This is a genomic window from Halomonas sp. (assembly GCF_041689495.1).
Classification (GTDB): domain Bacteria; phylum Pseudomonadota; class Gammaproteobacteria; order Pseudomonadales; family Halomonadaceae; genus Halomonas.
The window spans coordinates 16768-32180 of record NZ_JBDNGD010000039.1; the positions used below are offsets into that span (position 1 = coordinate 16768).

Below are 15413 nucleotides of genomic sequence, written 5' to 3' on the forward strand. Positions count from 1 at the left end.
GGATGGTTTTGGTCCGGGTGCCTTGGAGTTGCCGTGGCCCCTGCGGCATACTGCGGTTCATTCCTCCATGTCCCGGCCGGAACACGAATCGATGAGCGAACGCATGCTGAAGGTCGGTGTGGTGATGGATTCCATCACCGACATCGCCTACAAGAAGGACACCTCCATGGCCATGCTGTGGGCCGCCCGGGATCGCGGGTGGGCGCTGCATTATCTGGAGCAGGGAGACCTCTTCCTGCGCGACGGCAGGTCCTTTGGCCGGATGCGTGAGCTCGAGGTGCATCGCGACCCGAGCCACTGGTTTGACCTGGGCGACCCCGTCGCCCGCCCCCTGGCGGAGCTGGACGTGATCCTCATGCGCAAGGACCCGCCGGTAGATGCCCACTTCCTCAATGCCGTCTACCTGCTGGGCTTCGCCGAGCGCGAGGGCGTGCTGGTGGTCAATCCCACCCGGGCGCTGCTGGAGTGCAACGAGAAGCTCTTCGCCCAGCAGTTTCCGCAGTGCTGCTCGCCGACGGTGGTCTCCTGCAGCGAGCCGGTGCTGCGTGCCTTCCAAGCCGAGCATGGCGACGTCATCTTCAAGCCGCTCGACGGCATGGGGGGCACCGGTATCTTTCACGTGCAGCCCGAGGGTCGCAACCTGGGGGCGATCCTCGAGATGCTCACCGAGCGCGGCGCCCGCCAGATCATGGCCCAGCGTTATATTCCCGAGATCAGCGCCGGCGACACTCGTATCCTGCTGGTGGAGGGCGAACCGGTGCCCTTCGGCCTCGCCCGGGTGCCCATGGCCGGCGAGACCCGTGGCAACCTGGCCGCCGGCGGGACCGGGGTCAGCCGCGAACTCACCGATCGGGATCGCTGGTTGATCGGTCAGGTGCAGCCCATGATCCGTGACAAGGGCTTGATGTTCGTGGGGCTGGATGTCATCGGTGACTACATCACAGAGATCAATGTCACCAGCCCGACCTGCGTGCGTGAGATCGATGACCAGCGCGGCACCGACATCGGCGGTCTGTTGATGGAGGCGATCCGCCGCCGTATCGACGAGCGGGCTTCCTGACCGGCCGGGGTACGCCATGTCCAGCACCCTCAACGATCCCATCCAGTATGCGCCGGTCACCCGACCCTACCGTCGCTGGCTGGCTTGGTCACTGGCCCTGCTCCTGCACCTGGCGGTGATCGGCGTGGTGGGCAGTTGGCAGTTCGCCTCCTCGCCTGCCGAGCGCACCAGCCTCGACGTGGTCCTGGTCAGTCGGCCGGCCGAGGCCCCCGTCGACGCCCAGGCGATTGCCGAGGCAGACCAGCAGGCCATGGGCGAGCAGCAGGAAGAGGCCCCGGCCGAGTCCCTGGCGGCCCCCATGGACGACTTGCCTGTTCTCCAGGAGACCGAGAGTGCCGTGGATCCGGCCACGCCGGCCGAGCCCGAGACGGCGGCACGACCCGAACCCGACGCCGTGCTCGACGAGACCGCTCCGCCTGCCGCGGAACTCCCCAGCGACACCGATACCCAGCCCGAGCCCCGGACCAGCGCCCCCCAGGCGGCACAGACACCGGCGGTGCCCACGGCGGCGGCCCCGTCGGCCTCGGGGCGGGACCTGCTGGCCCAGGCCACCACCAGCATCCGCGAGCAGGGGCTGACGCCTGGAACCCTGGGTCCCGAGGGCGATGCCAGCCAGCAGGCGGCCCAGCGTGCCGCCGAGGCCCGTTTCATCGATGACTGGACCCGCCGGGTCGAGGACTATGGCAACCGGGTCCACCCGGCCCCCTCTGATCTCCACGGCCAGTTGCGGGTCCGCGTGGTGATCGGTCGAGACGGCGAGCTTCGCCAGGCGGAGGTGGTACAATCGTCGGGACACACCGAACTCGACCAGGCGGCACTGGAAACCGTGCACGGGGCGGCGCCCTATCGTCCCTTCGACTCGGGCATGGGCGAACTCGACAGCCTTTCCATCACCCGCATCTGGCGATTCGGCCAAGGCAATCATTACGGCGTGCGTTAGGACCGCCGAGGAGTCTCATGCAATCCATGCAAAGCTTCGGCTTGAAAAATCAGTTCCTCATGGCGATGCCGCACCTGGAAGATCCCAACTTTGCCGGCACCCTGAGTTACCTCTGCGACCATGACGAAAAGGGCACCATGGGCGTGATCGTCAATCGCCCGATGGAGCTGACCCTGGATGCCCTCTTCGAGCAACTGGATCTGGACGGTGACGAGAGTCCCCACCGCAATGCCCCGGTCTATTTCGGCGGCCCGGTCCACAAGGACCGTGGCTTCATCCTGCACCGTGGCGACAGTGACGCCTGGGATTCGAGTATCCAGGTGACCGAAGACATCGCCCTGACCACCTCCATGGACATGCTCCAGGCCCTGGCCGCCGGCGAGGGGCCCGAGAAGTTCCTCGTCTGCCTGGGCTGCGCCGGGTGGGAATCCGGTCAGCTCGAAGTGAAGCTGGTAGAAAATGCCTGGCTCACCGTGGAGGGTCGTGCCGATATCCTCTTCGATACCCCGCCGGAACAGCGTCTGGGTGCCGCCGCTGGCATCCTGGGCGTGGACCTCAATCTAATGACCCGCGAGGCCGGGCATTCCTGATGGCCGAGGTGGGTCAGCGCCTGGTTCTGGCCTTCGATTTCGGCACGAGGCGCATCGGTGTGGCGGTAGGCAATGAGATGCTCGTCAGCGCTCGTCAGCTCGAACCCCTGGCCGCTCGCGACGGTATCCCCGATTGGCGGCAGGTCACCCGCCTGGTGGAGGAATGGCGCCCGGATCTCTTCGTGGTGGGGTTGCCGCTGGAACTCGACGGCGCCGAGCTGGCGATGTGCACCCGGGCACGCAAGTTCGCCAAGCGGCTCTTCGGCCGTTTCGGTATTCACTGCGAGATGGTCGACGAGCGCGGAACCACGCGGGAGGCCAAGGCCATCGCCCGCGAATCGGGAGAGTGGCGAGATTCCCGCAAGAGTTACCGCGACGATGGCGTCGATGGCCTCGCCGCGGTGTTGATCCTCGAGGGCTTCTTCGCCGGAGAGGCGAAGAAGCCCTGACGCTCATGGGACCTGTCGGGTCCTGCCGCCAGGCAGCGTCTCTCGAGTGCGCCCGCCTCAGCCGGCGGCGGGACGCTCATACTGGCGGGTGATGTCATCCACCGTGATGCAGGTGAACTTCTCGAGGAAGAAGGCCAGGGTCGAGGGCTGATTGAAGGCCTCCTCGAAGCGCTCTTCCTGCTCGCCATGGCGCCGTGTGACACTGGCACGATAGGCATCGCCCGACTTGACCACCCGTACGCTGGCCTGTCGGTCGGCTTCCTGCTTCTCGACAACGAGCTCGTTCTCCCGGTTGAGCAGATCGCCGAGCTTCCTGCCGCCCTCGATCTCCTCGGGCGTGGCCCAGAGCGCCTGGTCACGGTCACCGTAGCGGTAGAGGATGGCCACCAGCAGTGCCGAGAAGATCGTGCTGCTGAGCAGCCAGGTCATCTCGGCACTGGAGGGAGAACCGGCGAAGATGACCAGCAGCTGGAGCAATACGCCGGCGGCGAGGGCGCCTGCCAGGGGTTGCCAGATGCGCGGATTCAGGAAGCCCTTGCCGAGGATGTAACCCCAGAGTCCGATGACCGCTAGGGTGCCGACAGCGACCTGTATCAGGGCGATAAAGGACCCGCCGCCGAGTATCAAGGCCAGAATGCCGATCAGGATCAACGCGCTGTATAAGAGGGCCAGCAGGATATAGGATCGTTGCAGGTTCATGGATAGGGTTCCTCCAGTATCGCCATCGTCGGCAAGGTGTCGTTGTTGTGTCTTTCCGCTCGTCCGGTTGCGACGGCATCAGCGAGAAGACGGTATGCAGTCGGTCATCCGTTGCAAAGGCACTCATGATACGACATCGCCATCCGCCTAGGCCATGGTCGCCGAGATTCCGCTAGTCATCCACCCCCAGTCGAGACGGCACGAACCAGCGAACCGAGCGCAGGTCCTTCTCGACCAGGTCATCGACCTCGAGCAGGGTGGCGAAGATCGCCATGCGGACGGGAATGCCGTTGTCGGTCTGGCGGAAGATGGCCAGCCGAGGATCGCCGTTGAGGTCCACGTCGAGGTCATTGGCGCCGGGTCGGCTGTCCCTGGGCAGGGGATGCATGACGATGGTGCTGTCAGAGCAGTGATCGTCGATGAAGGTCCGATCCACGCTGAAGTCCCGGGACAGGGCGCCGAAGTTCTCGTTCATCTCCTCCGTGAAGCGCTCCCTCTGGATGCGGGTGGTGTAGACCACGTCGACATCCGAGAAGTCGCCGGCAAGACTCTCGCGCTGCTCGACCCGGTGGCCAAGCGATTCAACCCTGTCAATCACCCGGCTCGGCATCTCCAGTCCCGGTGGCGAGACCAGGGTGAAGCGCATGGGGTCATAGAGCGAGAGCAGCTTGATCAGGGAGTGGACGGTGCGCCCGTACTTGAGGTCGCCGGTGAGCAGCACATGGGCCCCGGCAAGCCGCTTGCCCAGCCGGGTGAATTCCTTGTCGATGGTATAGAAGTCGAGCAGTGCCTGGCTGGGATGCTCGCCGGGGCCGTCGCCGCCATTGATGACCGGCACATGGGTCGCCTCGGCGAATTGCGCCACCGAGCCCTGGTCCGGGTGGCGCATGACGATGGCATCACAATAGCCGCTCATCACGCGGCTGGTGTCGTACAGCGACTCCCCCTTGGCCATGGAGGAGAAGGTGAAGCCGGTAGTGTCGCAGACACTGCCGCCCAGTCGACAGAAGGCCGCGTTGAAGCTCACGCGTGTTCGTGTACTGGCCTCGAAGAAGAGGTTGCCGAGCACGGCGCCTTCCAGCACCCGGGTGACCTGACGGCGCTGGGCGATGGGTTCCATGCGGGCCGCTACCCTCATCAGATGGTCGACATGCGCCCGTGACAGCGAGTCTGTGGAAAGCAGGTGGGAACTCATCGAGGGCCTCTCTGGCGACGGGGTGGCGGAGAATAGTGTACGCCCACCGACGGTGGGCGACGGATCGGGTCAGGGGCGGGTCGCGTCGGCAGACGGCACACTCCCGCCCAGCCGGGTGGTGATCTCGGCGGCAATGTCCCTGACCAACTCGCCCAATTCCAGCAGCCGGGGCTGGGGGATGCGGGCGACAGGCCCGGACACCGAGATGGCGGCGAGCGGATTGCCCTGCTCATCGTGCAGGCAGGCGGCGGCGCAGTGCAGGCCGATGGCATGCTCCTCGCGATCACAGGCGAAGCCCTGACGTCGCACCTCGGCGAGGTTGTCACTGAGGGCCTCGGGGGTCGCCAGGGTATTCTCGGTGACGCTCTCCAGGCCGCATTCGTCGAGGATCCGCGCGAGGATGTCGTCCGGCAGCCAGGCCATCAGCGCCTTGCCGACGCCGGATGCGTGCAGGGGCGCCCGGGAGCCGAGGCGGGTGATCATGCGCATCATCTGCGGCGACTCGCTCTGGGTGAGGAATACCACGGAGCCGCCATGGCGTACGCCCAGGTTGGCGGATTCGCCGGTCAGGGCGGTCAAGCGGCGCAGGTAGGGGCGGCTGGTCGCCACGAAGTCGCGGGCCTCCAGGAAGCTGTTGCCGATACGGAAGGTCTTGACGTCAACCTTCCACACGCCCAACTCGCTGTCCTGGGTGATGAACCCCTGGCTCTGCAGGGCCTGCAGCAGGCGATGAGTGGTGGAGGGCGCCAGGTCGGACTGCTCGGCAATATCCGAGAGGGCCAGTCCTCCGGGGCTGGCCGCCAGGCGTTCGAGGAGATTAAGTCCGCGCACCAGCGATTGGCTGTGGCCGCCGGGGCTCTTACCTGATCCGGCGGGGCGTCCAGCCGTCCTGCGTTTGCCTTCGCTCACCCCATCACTCCTTGTGGTCCCTTCGATTTCCTCAGGATACCGTCTCGATGGCAGGCTGTCTCGGTGGCGGAAATGAATTCCACAGGCATGGATGTGAATGACTGGCGGCGCCCGGGCTCAATCCGCGTAGTTGATCTCGGAATACAGGGCGCGGACCTTGAGGGTGTGAGCAACCTGTTTCAGTGCCTGCAGCGCCCGTGGACCATAGGTCTTGTCGACGTCGATCACCACATAGCCGACCTTGTCATTGGTCTGCAGGTACTGGCCGGAGATGTTGATCCCTTCCTGGGACAGCACCCGGTTGATCTCGGAGAGTACTCCCGGCACATTTTCGTGTATGTGGAGCAGGCGATGCTTGTCCGGATGAGCCGGCAGGGCGACTTCCGGGAAGTTGACCGAGGTGACGGTGGTGCCGTTGTCGGAGTAGGTGATCAGCTTCTCGGAGACTTCGATGCCGATGTTTTCCTGGGCCTCGAGGGTGGAGCCGCCCACGTGAGGCGTGAGGATCACGTTGTTCATGCCGCGCAGCGGGCTCACGAACTCATCTGCGTTGCCCTTGGGTTCCACCGGGAAGACATCGATGGCGGCGCCGTTCAGCTTGCCGGCCTCCAGGGCCTGGGCCAGGGCCTCGATTACCACCACGCTGCCCCTCGAGGCATTGATCAGGATGCTGCCCGGTTTCATCAGGGCGATCTGCTCGGTGCCGATCATCCAGCGGGTGGAGGGCAGGTCCGGTACGTGAAGGCTGACCACGTCGGCTCGGGCCAGCAGTTCCGCGAGGCTGCCGACCTGGCGTGCGTTGCCCATTCCCAGCTTGTTGACCACGTCGTAGTAGATGATGTCGAAGCCCAGGGATTCGGCAAGGACCGAGAGCTGCGAGCCGATGTTGCCATAGCCGATGATGCCCAGGGTCTTGCCGCGGGCCTCATGGGCGTTCTTCGCCGACTTCAGCCAGCCGCCCTGGTGGGCGCGGGCACTCTTCTCGGGAATGCCGCGCAGCAGCATGATGGCCTCGGCAAGCACCAGCTCTGCCACGGAGCGGGTATTGGAGTAGGGGGCATTGAAGACCGGGATGCCACGCTTGAGCGCGGCATCGAGATCGACCTGGTTGGTGCCGATGCAGAAGCAGCCCGCGGCCACCAGCTTCTCGGCGGCGGCGAATACCGCTTCGGTGAGCTGGGTCCGCGAGCGGATGCCGAGGAAGTGGGCGTCGCGGATCTTCTCGATCAGGGTGGCTTCGTCCAGCGAGGTCGGCAGATGCTCGATATTGGTGTAACCGGCGTTCAGGAAGTTGTCCACCGCGGTCTGGTGGACGCCCTCGAGCAGCAGAATCTTGATCTTGCTCTTGTCCAGAGACGTTTTGGCCATGATCGAATCAACCCCTTCCGGCGCTAGCCGCATGCTGTGTAAAAAGGATGGAGAGCCCTGGCCGGCCGAGGATTCCTGGCGGCGAAGCAGGCTCGAAAACGAGCGCACATGTTAGCACAGTGGGCATGAGCGGAGATGAAAATGGCGCGCCGTCCTCATGAGTGTGCTGCATCTTGTGCCGGGCAGACCCCCCCCGGGGGGAGCGTGTATACTGTCTTACTTTGGATCCATGACGAGTCGAGGTTGCATGGCAGAGCGTGACGAGCGGTTGGCCGATGTGCCGACGGGTGAGGCGGCGCCGATGGATTTCGCCGCCACCCTTGAGCAACTGGAACGCCTGGTGGAACGGCTGGAATCCGGCGAGTTGTCGCTGGAGGGGTCGCTGTCCGCCTTCGAGCAGGGCGTGCGCCTCACCCGTGATGCCCAGCGTCGTCTCGATGCGGCCGAACTCAAGGTGCAGTCCCTCACGGAAGGGACCGAGGAAAGCCTCGGGCTTGCCCCCTTCGATACGCCTCCGGCGGAGGGCGACGGTGAGCGTTGAGCGCCTGGAGGATCGTCTGATCGGTGATCGCGCCCGGGTCGATGCACGGCTGGACGCCCTGTTCACCGATCGCATGGCCACCGAGCCGCGTCTCGATGCCGCCATGCGTCATGGTGTGCTGGTGGGTGGCAAGCGATTGCGCCCGGTGCTGGTCTATGCCGCCGGCCGCGTCTTGGGCGCCGCGGATGACGACCTCGATGCCCCGGCCATGGCCCTGGAACTGGTCCATGCCTATTCGCTGGTCCACGATGATCTCCCGGCCATGGACGACGACGACCTGCGTCGTGGTCAGCCCACGGTGCATCGGGCCTTCGACGAGGCCACGGCCATTCTCGCCGGTGACGCCCTGCAGTCACTGGCCTTCGAGGTGCTGGCCCGGGCCGCTCTTCCCCGGCTGCCGGCCCTGGTGGCGACCCTGGCCGAGGCCGCTGGCCGCGATGGCATGGTGGGCGGCCAGGCGCTGGATCTCGCCGCCGTGGGAGGTCGGCCGGACATCGAGGCCCTGGCCACCATGCATGGCCACAAGACCGGTGCCCTGATACGCGCCGCCGTGCGTCTTGGCGGACTGGTGGCGGTGGATGAGTCCGATCCGCGCCTCGCGGCGCTGCAGGCCTATGCCGAGGCCATCGGTCTGGCGTTCCAGATCCACGACGACGTACTCGATGTGACCGGTGACACCACCACCCTGGGCAAGACCTCGGGGGCGGACGCCGCCCGCCACAAGCCGACCTATCCCGCCCTGCTGGGGCTCGATGGTGCACGGCGACGCGCCGTCGAGCTGATCGATCTGGCCGTTGACGCCCTCGCACCCCTGGGCAGTGCCGGAGATCCCCTGGCCGAGCTTGCCCGTTACATGATAGAGCGTGACCACTGACGACGACTGATGACGCTATGAAGCAGTTTGATGACATTCCCGTCGAGCGTCCGGCCACGCCGCTGCTCGACACCTTGAACACCCCGGCAGGGCTGCGCGCCATGTCCATGGACCAGCTCGAGCAGGTGGCCGATGAATTGCGTGCCTACCTGCTCTACAGCGTGGGCGTGAGTGGTGGCCACTTCGGTGCCGGCCTGGGCGTGGTGGAACTCACCCTGGCCCTCCACCAGGCACTGGAGACGCCCCATGATCGCCTGGTATGGGACGTTGGTCACCAGGCCTATCCCCACAAGATCCTCACCGGTCGCCGCGAGGCGATGCTGGGCATTCGTCGCTATGGCGGCCTCGCCGCCTTCCCTCGCCGCGCCGAGTCCGAGTACGACACCTTCGGCGTGGGCCACTCCAGTACCTCGATCTCCGCGGCCCTGGGGATGGCGCTGGCCGCTCGTATTCGTGGCGAGAAACGCCGGGTCTGCGCGGTGATCGGCGATGGCGCTCTCTCCGCCGGCATGGCCTTCGAGGGCCTGGCCCATGCCGGCCATGTGGATGCCAGCCTACTGGTGATCCTCAACGACAACGAGATGTCGATCTCCGAGAACGTCGGCGGCATGGCCAGCTACCTGGCGCGTATCCTGGTCAGCAAGCCCTACCTCAACATGCGCGAGAGCGGCAAGAAGGTGCTCTCGCACCTGCCCGGTGCCCTGGAGCTGGCACGTCGCACCGAGGAGCACATGAAGGGCATGATCAGCCCGGCCACGCTCTTCGAGGAAATGGGCTTCAACTACATCGGACCCATCGACGGCCACGATCTGCCGTTGCTGGTGGAGACCCTGCATAACATGCGTGACCTGGAGGGGCCGCAGTTCCTGCATGTGAAGACACGCAAGGGCAAGGGCTTCATGCCTGCCGAGGCCGACCCCATCGGCTACCATGCCATCACGAAGTTGGAAAAGACCGAACTGGAAAAGAACGGCGATACTCCTCCGCCGCTCAAGCCGTCGAGCACAGCCGTCAAGAAGAAAAAACGCAAGTATTGCAACGTCTTCGGCGACTGGCTATGCGACATGGCGTCGGTGGACGAGCGGTTGGTGGGTATCACCCCCGCCATGCGCGAGGGCTCGGAGCTGATCCGCTTCTCCCGGGAATACCCCAGCCGCTATTATGATGTGGCCATCGCCGAGCAGCACTCGGTGACCCTCTCCGCCGGCCTAGCCTGCGAGGGCATGAAGCCGGTGCTGGCCATCTACTCGACCTTCCTGCAGCGCGGCTACGATCAGCTGATCCACGATGTGGCGGTGCAGGGGCTCGACGTGACCTTCGCCATCGACCGGGCCGGTCTGGTCGGCGAGGACGGCCCGACTCACCACGGCGCCCTGGATCTCTCTTATCTGCGCTGCATCCCGGGGATGGTGGTGATGGCGCCGGCCGACGAGGCCGAGTGCCGGGCCATGCTGAGTGCCGCTTACCAGCATCCCGGTCCGGCGGCGGTGCGCTATCCCCGAGGCACCGGCCCGGGTGTCGAGATCCCCGATCATCTGGAACCGATCGAGATCGGTCGCGCCGAACGGCGTCGCACCAGCGGGGCCGAGACCGGCCGAGTCGCCCTGCTGGCCTTCGGTAGTCTCAATACGGCAGCGGCGGCGGTCGCTGACGCCCTGGATGCGACGCATCTCAATATGCGCTCCATCAAACCGCTGGACCACCAGGCGGTGCTGGACATCGCCGATGACCACGACCTGCTGGTGACGCTGGAAGAGAACGTGGTGGCCGGCGGGGCGGGCAGTGCCGTCAATGAACTGCTCTCGCGGGAGGATGTCCAGGTGGCAGTGCTCAATCTGGGTCTGCCCGACGCCTTCGTCGAACACGGCAAGCCGGCCGATCAGATCACCGAATGCGCGCTGGATGCCGAGGCCATTGAGGCCGCCATTCGCGCACGCTTGCCCTGAGGGCCTTCATCCATGGATTACTTGTCGAGGGTGTCATGCTGTTTCTGATTCTGATCGGAGGCTGGATAGGGCTCGCCACCGGCGGCCCCCTGGGATTGCTGGTTGGTGCCGGCCTGGGCTGGTGGCTGGGGCGGCGAATCCGCGGCTCCGTCATGCGGGTTCGGGTTCAGTCCCAGTCCCGCTTCTTCAATTCTGCCTTCGCCGTGATGGGCTGCCTCTGCCAGGCCGACGGTAAGGTCTCCGACCGCGAACTGGACATCAAGGAAAAGCTGCTCGACCAGCTGCGCCTGAACGACGAGCAGCGTGGCCAGGCGCGTGCGGCCTTCGCCCGCGGGCGAGAGGCGGATTTCGACCTCGAGACGGAACTCGCCGAGGTGCGCCGCTTCACCAGCGGCCAGCCGGCGCTGCGCCAGGTCTTCCTTCAGGTGCAGCTCTCCGCCATCGCTGCCGACGGCGTACTTCACGACGCCGAGCATGATCTCGTCGTCCGTGTCGCCCGCGGGCTGGGCTGCAGTGAGGCCGAGGTCCAGCAGATCGAAGCCATGCTCCATGGCGCCGCCGCCAACTCGGCGGGTGCCAGCGAAGAGGCGCTGGCCGACGCCTACCGGGTGTTCGGTGTGGAACCGGATGCCAGCGACGCCGAGATCAAGAAGGCCTATCGCCGCCTGATGAGCCAGAACCATCCCGACAAGCTTGCCGGCAAGGGTCTACCCGAGAGCATGCGCGAGGTCGCCCAGCAGCGTACCAGCGAGATCGGCAACGCCTACGAACGCATCCGCGACGCCCGCGCGGCGTGACCGAAGCTACCGGCAAAAGGACGACCTCGATCCCGATGATTACCCTCTACAGCTTTCCCTCGTCCCGTTCCCTGCGAGCGGCCTGGACCCTCGAGGAACTGGGGCTTGACTATGTCTGCCGCCACGTGGACCTGAAGACCGGGGAGGGGCAGGGCGAGTCGTACCTGAGCCTGCATCCCGACGGCAAGGTGCCGGCGCTGGTGGACGGCGATCTGACGCTGTTCGAGTCGGCGGCGATCTGTCGCTACCTGGCGGAGCGCTATGGCGAACCGGGCAGCCTGCTGCCCGCGTCCGTCGAGGAACGGGCGCTGGTCGACCAGTGGTTGTTCTTCATCATCGGCGAACTGGAACAGGCGCTCTGGACCCAGGGCAAGCACAAGTTCGCCCTGCCCCAGGCACAGCGGGTGCCGGCGGTGCTGCCCACAGCGGCCTGGGAGTTCCAGTGGGCATTGAAGGCGCTGGAGCGGCGTTTCGACGGCGAAGGCTGGTTGGTGAGTGATCACTTCACCCTGGCGGACCTGGTGCTGGCGCACACCTTGAGTTGGGCGGTGACCTTCAAGAACCGTCTGCCTGAATCACTGCAGGCCTACCGCGAACGCTGCGAGGCCCGCCCGGCCTTGGCCAGGGCGGTGGCCAGGGAGAGTGCCGCGGCCGAGCCGGCGTGAGCCGCACTCAGGCCGCGAAGGGCAGTACGGCAGTGTAGACCGCGAAGTAGTGGCAGGTACTGCCGCCCATGACGAACAGGTGCCAGATCGCGTGGTTGAAGGGGATGGCGCTGATGGCATAGAAGGCCACACCCAGGGTGTAGGTGACGCCGCCGGCGATCAGCAAGTTGAGGCCGGCGGGGGAGAGGCTGGCGGCCAGTTCGTCGCCGGCGAAGACGATCAGCCAGCCCATCAGCAGGTAGATGGCGACTCGCAGGACGGCGAAGCGGTGGGGCCACACCAGCTTGCAGGCGATGCCGGCGAGGGCCAGGGACCAGATGGTGGCAAACAGCGTCCAGCCCGTCGGGCCGCGCAGGTTGACCAGCAGGAAGGGCGTGTAGGTTCCGGCGATCAGCAGGTAGATGGCGCAGTGGTCTAGCGACTGGAAGCATTCCTTCAGGCGCGGGTGGCGGATGCCGTGATAGAGCGTGGAAGCGCTGTAGAGCAGCACCAGGCTGATGCCGTAGCAGCTGATGCCGACGATCTTCCAGGGGTCGACCTGGGTTGCCAGGCTGGCCAGCACCAGCAGTACCACCACCCCGGCGAGGCTGAGGGCCGCGCCGATGCCATGGCTGATGCTGTGCAGAAGCTCCTCTACGCCACTGAAGGGCATCTCGCCGTCGGGGGTGGGGTGCGTCATCGGGAGCCTCCTGCCGGGGAGCCGCCCGATGCCGGGGTCCGGTGGCTCAGCGCTTGCGTTCGATATCCACATCGCTTGCCTGGGTGAAGTCGCCCAGCACCATCATGTGACCCAGCTTGCCGGCCTTGGTGGAGAGGTACTGCTCGTTGTGTGGGTTTAGACCAGTGGTCAGCGGGACTCGTTCCACCACCACCACGCCGGCCTGGGTGAGGGCCTCGACCTTGCGCGGGTTGTTGGTCATCAGCCGCAGGGCCTTGATGCCCAGGTGATCCAGCATGGGTACGCATAGGTCGTAACGGCGCAGGTCGGCACCGAAGCCCAGCTGCTCGTTCGCCTCCACGGTGTCGGCGCCCTGGTCCTGGAGGTGGTAGGCGCGGATCTTGTTGAGCAGGCCTATGCCGCGGCCCTCCTGGCGCAGGTAGAACAGCACGCCGCGGCCCTCCTCGGCAATCCGCTTCAAGGCTTCCTGGAGCTGGTAGCCGCAGTCGCAGCGCATCGAGAAGAGCGCATCGCCGGTCAGGCACTCCGAGTGCACCCGCCCCAGTACCGGCTCGCCGTCGTTCACCTCGCCCAGCGACAGGGCGATATGGTCCTTGCCGGTGGCGTCGTCCTCGAAGCCATGCATCTGGAAGGTGGCCCAGGGCGTGGGGAGCCGGGAGGCAGCGATGAATCGGATCGTCACGAGGTACCTCGGTGTTGAGCCACGCCGGTGCAGGCGGGTGGCACCATGGGTCGGCGCCATGGATGGGAGACATAGTCTAGCAGGAAGTCGCCTCGGGCTCACGACGACAGCCGAGGGCTCCGGTCCGCTGGCGTATGTCCGGCCAGGATGTTCGGCTACAATGGCAACCACATTTCCCGTGGATAATCGCCTGCATGGAACTCAAGAATGATCGTCTTCTGCGCGCCCTGGCGCGTCAGCCGGTGGATCGCACTCCGGTGTGGATGATGCGCCAGGCCGGACGCTACCTGCCCGAGTACCGCGCCACCCGCGCCGAGGCCGGCAACTTCATGGATCTTTGCCGAAACCATGACCTGGCCTGCGAGGTTACCCTGCAGCCGCTGGATCGCTACCCACTGGACGGGGCCATCCTCTTCTCGGATATCCTGACCATACCGGACGCCATGGGCCTGGGGCTCTATTTCGAGACCGGGGAGGGGCCGAAATTCCGCCACCCGGTGCGCACCCCGGAGGCGGTCGCCGCCCTTTCGGTGCCGGATGCGGAGCGCGACCTGGACTATGTCATGCGGGCCGTGACCACTATCCGCCGGGAGCTGAACGGGCGGGTGCCGCTGATCGGGTTCTCCGGTAGCCCCTGGACCCTGGCCACCTACATGGTGGAAGGCGCCTCCAGCAAGGACTTCCGGCATGTGAAGACGATGCTCTACGACATGCCGGACACCATGCATACCCTGCTGGATACCGTGGCCCATGCCGTTACCGACTACCTCAATGCCCAGATACGTGCCGGCGCCCAGGTGGTGCAGATCTTCGATACCTGGGGTGGGGTCCTGTCCACGCCGGCCTACCTGGAGTTCTCGCTGCGCTACATGGAGCAGATTGTCGCCGGGCTGATTCGCGAGCACGAAGGTCGCAGGGTGCCGGTGATCCTGTTCACCAAGAACGGTGGCCAGTGGCTGGAGGACCTGGCCGCTTCAGGGGCCGACGCCCTGGGTCTGGACTGGAGCAACGAGCTCTCCGACGCTCGCCACCGGGTCGGCCATCGTGTCGCCCTCCAGGGCAACCTGGACCCCAATGTCCTCTTTGCCCGTCCCGATGCCATCCGGGCCGAGGTGGCGAGGGTCCTGGACAGCTTCGGCCAGGGCCCGGGGCATGTCTTCAACCTGGGCCATGGCATCAGTCAGTTCACCGACCCGGATCGCGTCACTGCCTTCATGGAGGCGCTGCATGAGCTGAGTCCCGCCTACCACCAGCGGATCCCGCATGACTGAATGGCTTCAGCGATGGCATGACCGTCATCGCTTCTGGGCGGCGATGGCCGTGATCGCTGCCCTGATCATCACCCTGGGCAGCCTGACCCCCGGCAGCGAGATGCCCAGCAGCCTGCCCTGGGACAAGGCCAACCATTTCGTCGGCTATGGCGGACTGGCGGGATTGATCGGCCTGGCTGGTGTGCGGCTGCCACTGGCTCTTGTCGTCGCGGCGCTTTTCGGCATCGTCATCGAATACCTGCAGATCTCGGTTCCCGGCCGCAGCGGCGGTGACTGGGCCGACATCCTCGCCAATAGCCTGGGGGCGGCTTCTGCGGTGTGCCTACTGCATGGCCTGCGCCGGACTCTCGGTCCTTCCTGAAGGACTCGCCGTCGCATTGCTAGAGGTGTGGTTCCCGATAGGGAGGTATCTCGCTCTGGTCACCGGCGAGATCCAGGGTCGGTTCATTGCTGGCACCACGGGGTCGCAGGCGTTGTGCGGGACGCGCCACCCGAGCCTTGCCCACTGCCTCGCCCACTGCCTCGCCCTCTTCTTCCAGTGGGTACGACTCGCTGGTCCAGGTGGCCTCCTCGGAGTGGACGGCGGGGCGACGCTCGAAGGAGCGGGTGACCACCGAGCCCGGAGTGAAGCCCTGGCGCAGGGCCGCCAGATGGTGGGGCAGCAGGCACAGCTCGGCCAGCATGCGCAGGCCGATGGCGGCCAGTAGCCAGGTGCCTGTGCCCAGCGCCAGTACCGGCCAGGCCTGGC

General features: G+C 65.9%; 18 protein-coding genes. 11 read left to right on the forward strand and 7 right to left on the reverse strand.

Annotated elements, in window-relative coordinates:
- Nucleotides 1-91 precede the first annotated feature (91 nt).
- From gshB to ruvX, 4 genes are read left to right on the forward strand one after another with little or no spacing between them, the layout of a single operon-like run.
- Nucleotides 92-1060, forward strand: a complete 969-nt coding sequence (gene gshB, locus ACESMD_RS01315) for a glutathione synthase (RefSeq protein ID WP_372609589.1) — start codon at nt 92-94, stop codon at nt 1058-1060.
- A gap of 16 nt (nt 1061-1076) precedes the next feature.
- The gene (locus ACESMD_RS01320) at nt 1077-2000 is read left to right on the forward strand and encodes a TonB family protein (protein ID WP_372609591.1); all 924 of its coding nucleotides are present in this window, start codon (nt 1077-1079) and stop codon (nt 1998-2000) included.
- A gap of 26 nt (nt 2001-2026) precedes the next feature.
- A complete protein-coding gene (locus tag ACESMD_RS01325) occupies nt 2027-2590 on the forward strand; it encodes a YqgE/AlgH family protein (protein WP_372609625.1) in 564 nt (187 codons plus the stop codon).
- The gene (gene ruvX / locus ACESMD_RS01330; RefSeq protein WP_372609593.1) at nt 2590-3039 is read left to right on the forward strand and encodes a Holliday junction resolvase RuvX; all 450 of its coding nucleotides are present in this window, start codon (nt 2590-2592) and stop codon (nt 3037-3039) included. The genes ACESMD_RS01325 and ruvX overlap by 1 nt, the downstream gene beginning before the upstream one ends.
- A gap of 57 nt (nt 3040-3096) precedes the next feature.
- Here the strand turns inward: ruvX and ACESMD_RS01335 are convergent, their stop codons facing one another.
- The 4 genes from ACESMD_RS01335 to serA form a co-directional block, all read right to left on the reverse strand.
- A complete protein-coding gene (locus ACESMD_RS01335; RefSeq protein WP_372609595.1) occupies nt 3097-3738 on the reverse strand; it encodes a hypothetical protein in 642 nt (213 codons plus the stop codon).
- Nucleotides 3739-3910: 172 nt separating this feature from the next.
- Complete coding sequence (pyrB, locus tag ACESMD_RS01340; RefSeq protein WP_372609597.1) at nt 3911-4933, reverse strand: aspartate carbamoyltransferase; 1023 nt, start codon at nt 4931-4933, stop codon at nt 3911-3913.
- A gap of 69 nt (nt 4934-5002) precedes the next feature.
- Nucleotides 5003-5842, reverse strand: a complete 840-nt coding sequence (locus tag ACESMD_RS01345) for an IclR family transcriptional regulator (protein WP_372609599.1) — start codon at nt 5840-5842, stop codon at nt 5003-5005.
- 117 nt (nt 5843-5959) lie between these two features.
- Complete coding sequence (gene serA, locus ACESMD_RS01350) at nt 5960-7210, reverse strand: phosphoglycerate dehydrogenase (protein WP_372609601.1); 1251 nt, start codon at nt 7208-7210, stop codon at nt 5960-5962.
- 247 nt (nt 7211-7457) lie between these two features.
- Between serA and ACESMD_RS01355 the strand changes: the two genes are divergently transcribed.
- The 5 genes from ACESMD_RS01355 to ACESMD_RS01375 are packed head-to-tail and all read left to right on the forward strand — an operon-like array spanning nt 7458 to nt 12033.
- The gene (locus tag ACESMD_RS01355; protein WP_372609603.1) at nt 7458-7751 is read left to right on the forward strand and encodes an exodeoxyribonuclease VII small subunit; all 294 of its coding nucleotides are present in this window, start codon (nt 7458-7460) and stop codon (nt 7749-7751) included.
- Entirely contained in the window at nt 7741-8625 is an 885-nt protein-coding gene (locus tag ACESMD_RS01360; protein ID WP_372609605.1) for a farnesyl diphosphate synthase, read from the forward strand. The genes ACESMD_RS01355 and ACESMD_RS01360 overlap by 11 nt, the downstream gene beginning before the upstream one ends.
- A gap of 17 nt (nt 8626-8642) precedes the next feature.
- On the forward strand, nt 8643-10571 hold the full coding sequence (gene dxs, locus ACESMD_RS01365) for a 1-deoxy-D-xylulose-5-phosphate synthase (protein WP_372609607.1): 1929 nt from the start codon (nt 8643-8645) through the stop codon (nt 10569-10571).
- Between the two features lie 35 nt (nt 10572-10606).
- Nucleotides 10607-11368, forward strand: a complete 762-nt coding sequence (gene djlA / locus ACESMD_RS01370; RefSeq protein WP_372609609.1) for a co-chaperone DjlA — start codon at nt 10607-10609, stop codon at nt 11366-11368.
- A gap of 35 nt (nt 11369-11403) precedes the next feature.
- Nucleotides 11404-12033 (forward strand): glutathione S-transferase family protein, encoded by a 630-nt coding sequence (locus ACESMD_RS01375; protein WP_372609611.1) that lies wholly within the window; start codon nt 11404-11406, stop codon nt 12031-12033.
- 7 nt (nt 12034-12040) lie between these two features.
- On the opposite strand, the gene ACESMD_RS01380 is transcribed toward ACESMD_RS01375, so the two are convergent.
- Complete coding sequence (locus ACESMD_RS01380) at nt 12041-12712, reverse strand: hemolysin III family protein (protein WP_372609613.1); 672 nt, start codon at nt 12710-12712, stop codon at nt 12041-12043.
- Between the two features lie 46 nt (nt 12713-12758).
- A complete protein-coding gene (ribA, locus tag ACESMD_RS01385) occupies nt 12759-13394 on the reverse strand; it encodes a GTP cyclohydrolase II (RefSeq protein WP_372609615.1) in 636 nt (211 codons plus the stop codon).
- A gap of 194 nt (nt 13395-13588) precedes the next feature.
- Between ribA and hemE the strand changes: the two genes are divergently transcribed.
- Nucleotides 13589-14665 carry a uroporphyrinogen decarboxylase gene (hemE, locus tag ACESMD_RS01390; protein WP_372609617.1) on the forward strand — a complete coding sequence of 359 codons (1077 nt, stop codon included), beginning with the start codon at nt 13589-13591 and terminating at the stop codon, nt 14663-14665.
- Nucleotides 14658-15026, forward strand: a complete 369-nt coding sequence (locus tag ACESMD_RS01395) for a VanZ family protein (protein WP_372609619.1) — start codon at nt 14658-14660, stop codon at nt 15024-15026. Before hemE ends, ACESMD_RS01395 begins: the two co-directional genes overlap by 8 nt.
- A 19-nt stretch (nt 15027-15045) precedes the next feature.
- Here ACESMD_RS01395 and ACESMD_RS01400 read toward each other — a convergent pair.
- On the reverse strand, nt 15046-15413 hold a 368-nt coding region (locus ACESMD_RS01400), incomplete at its 5' end, for a hypothetical protein (RefSeq protein WP_372609621.1).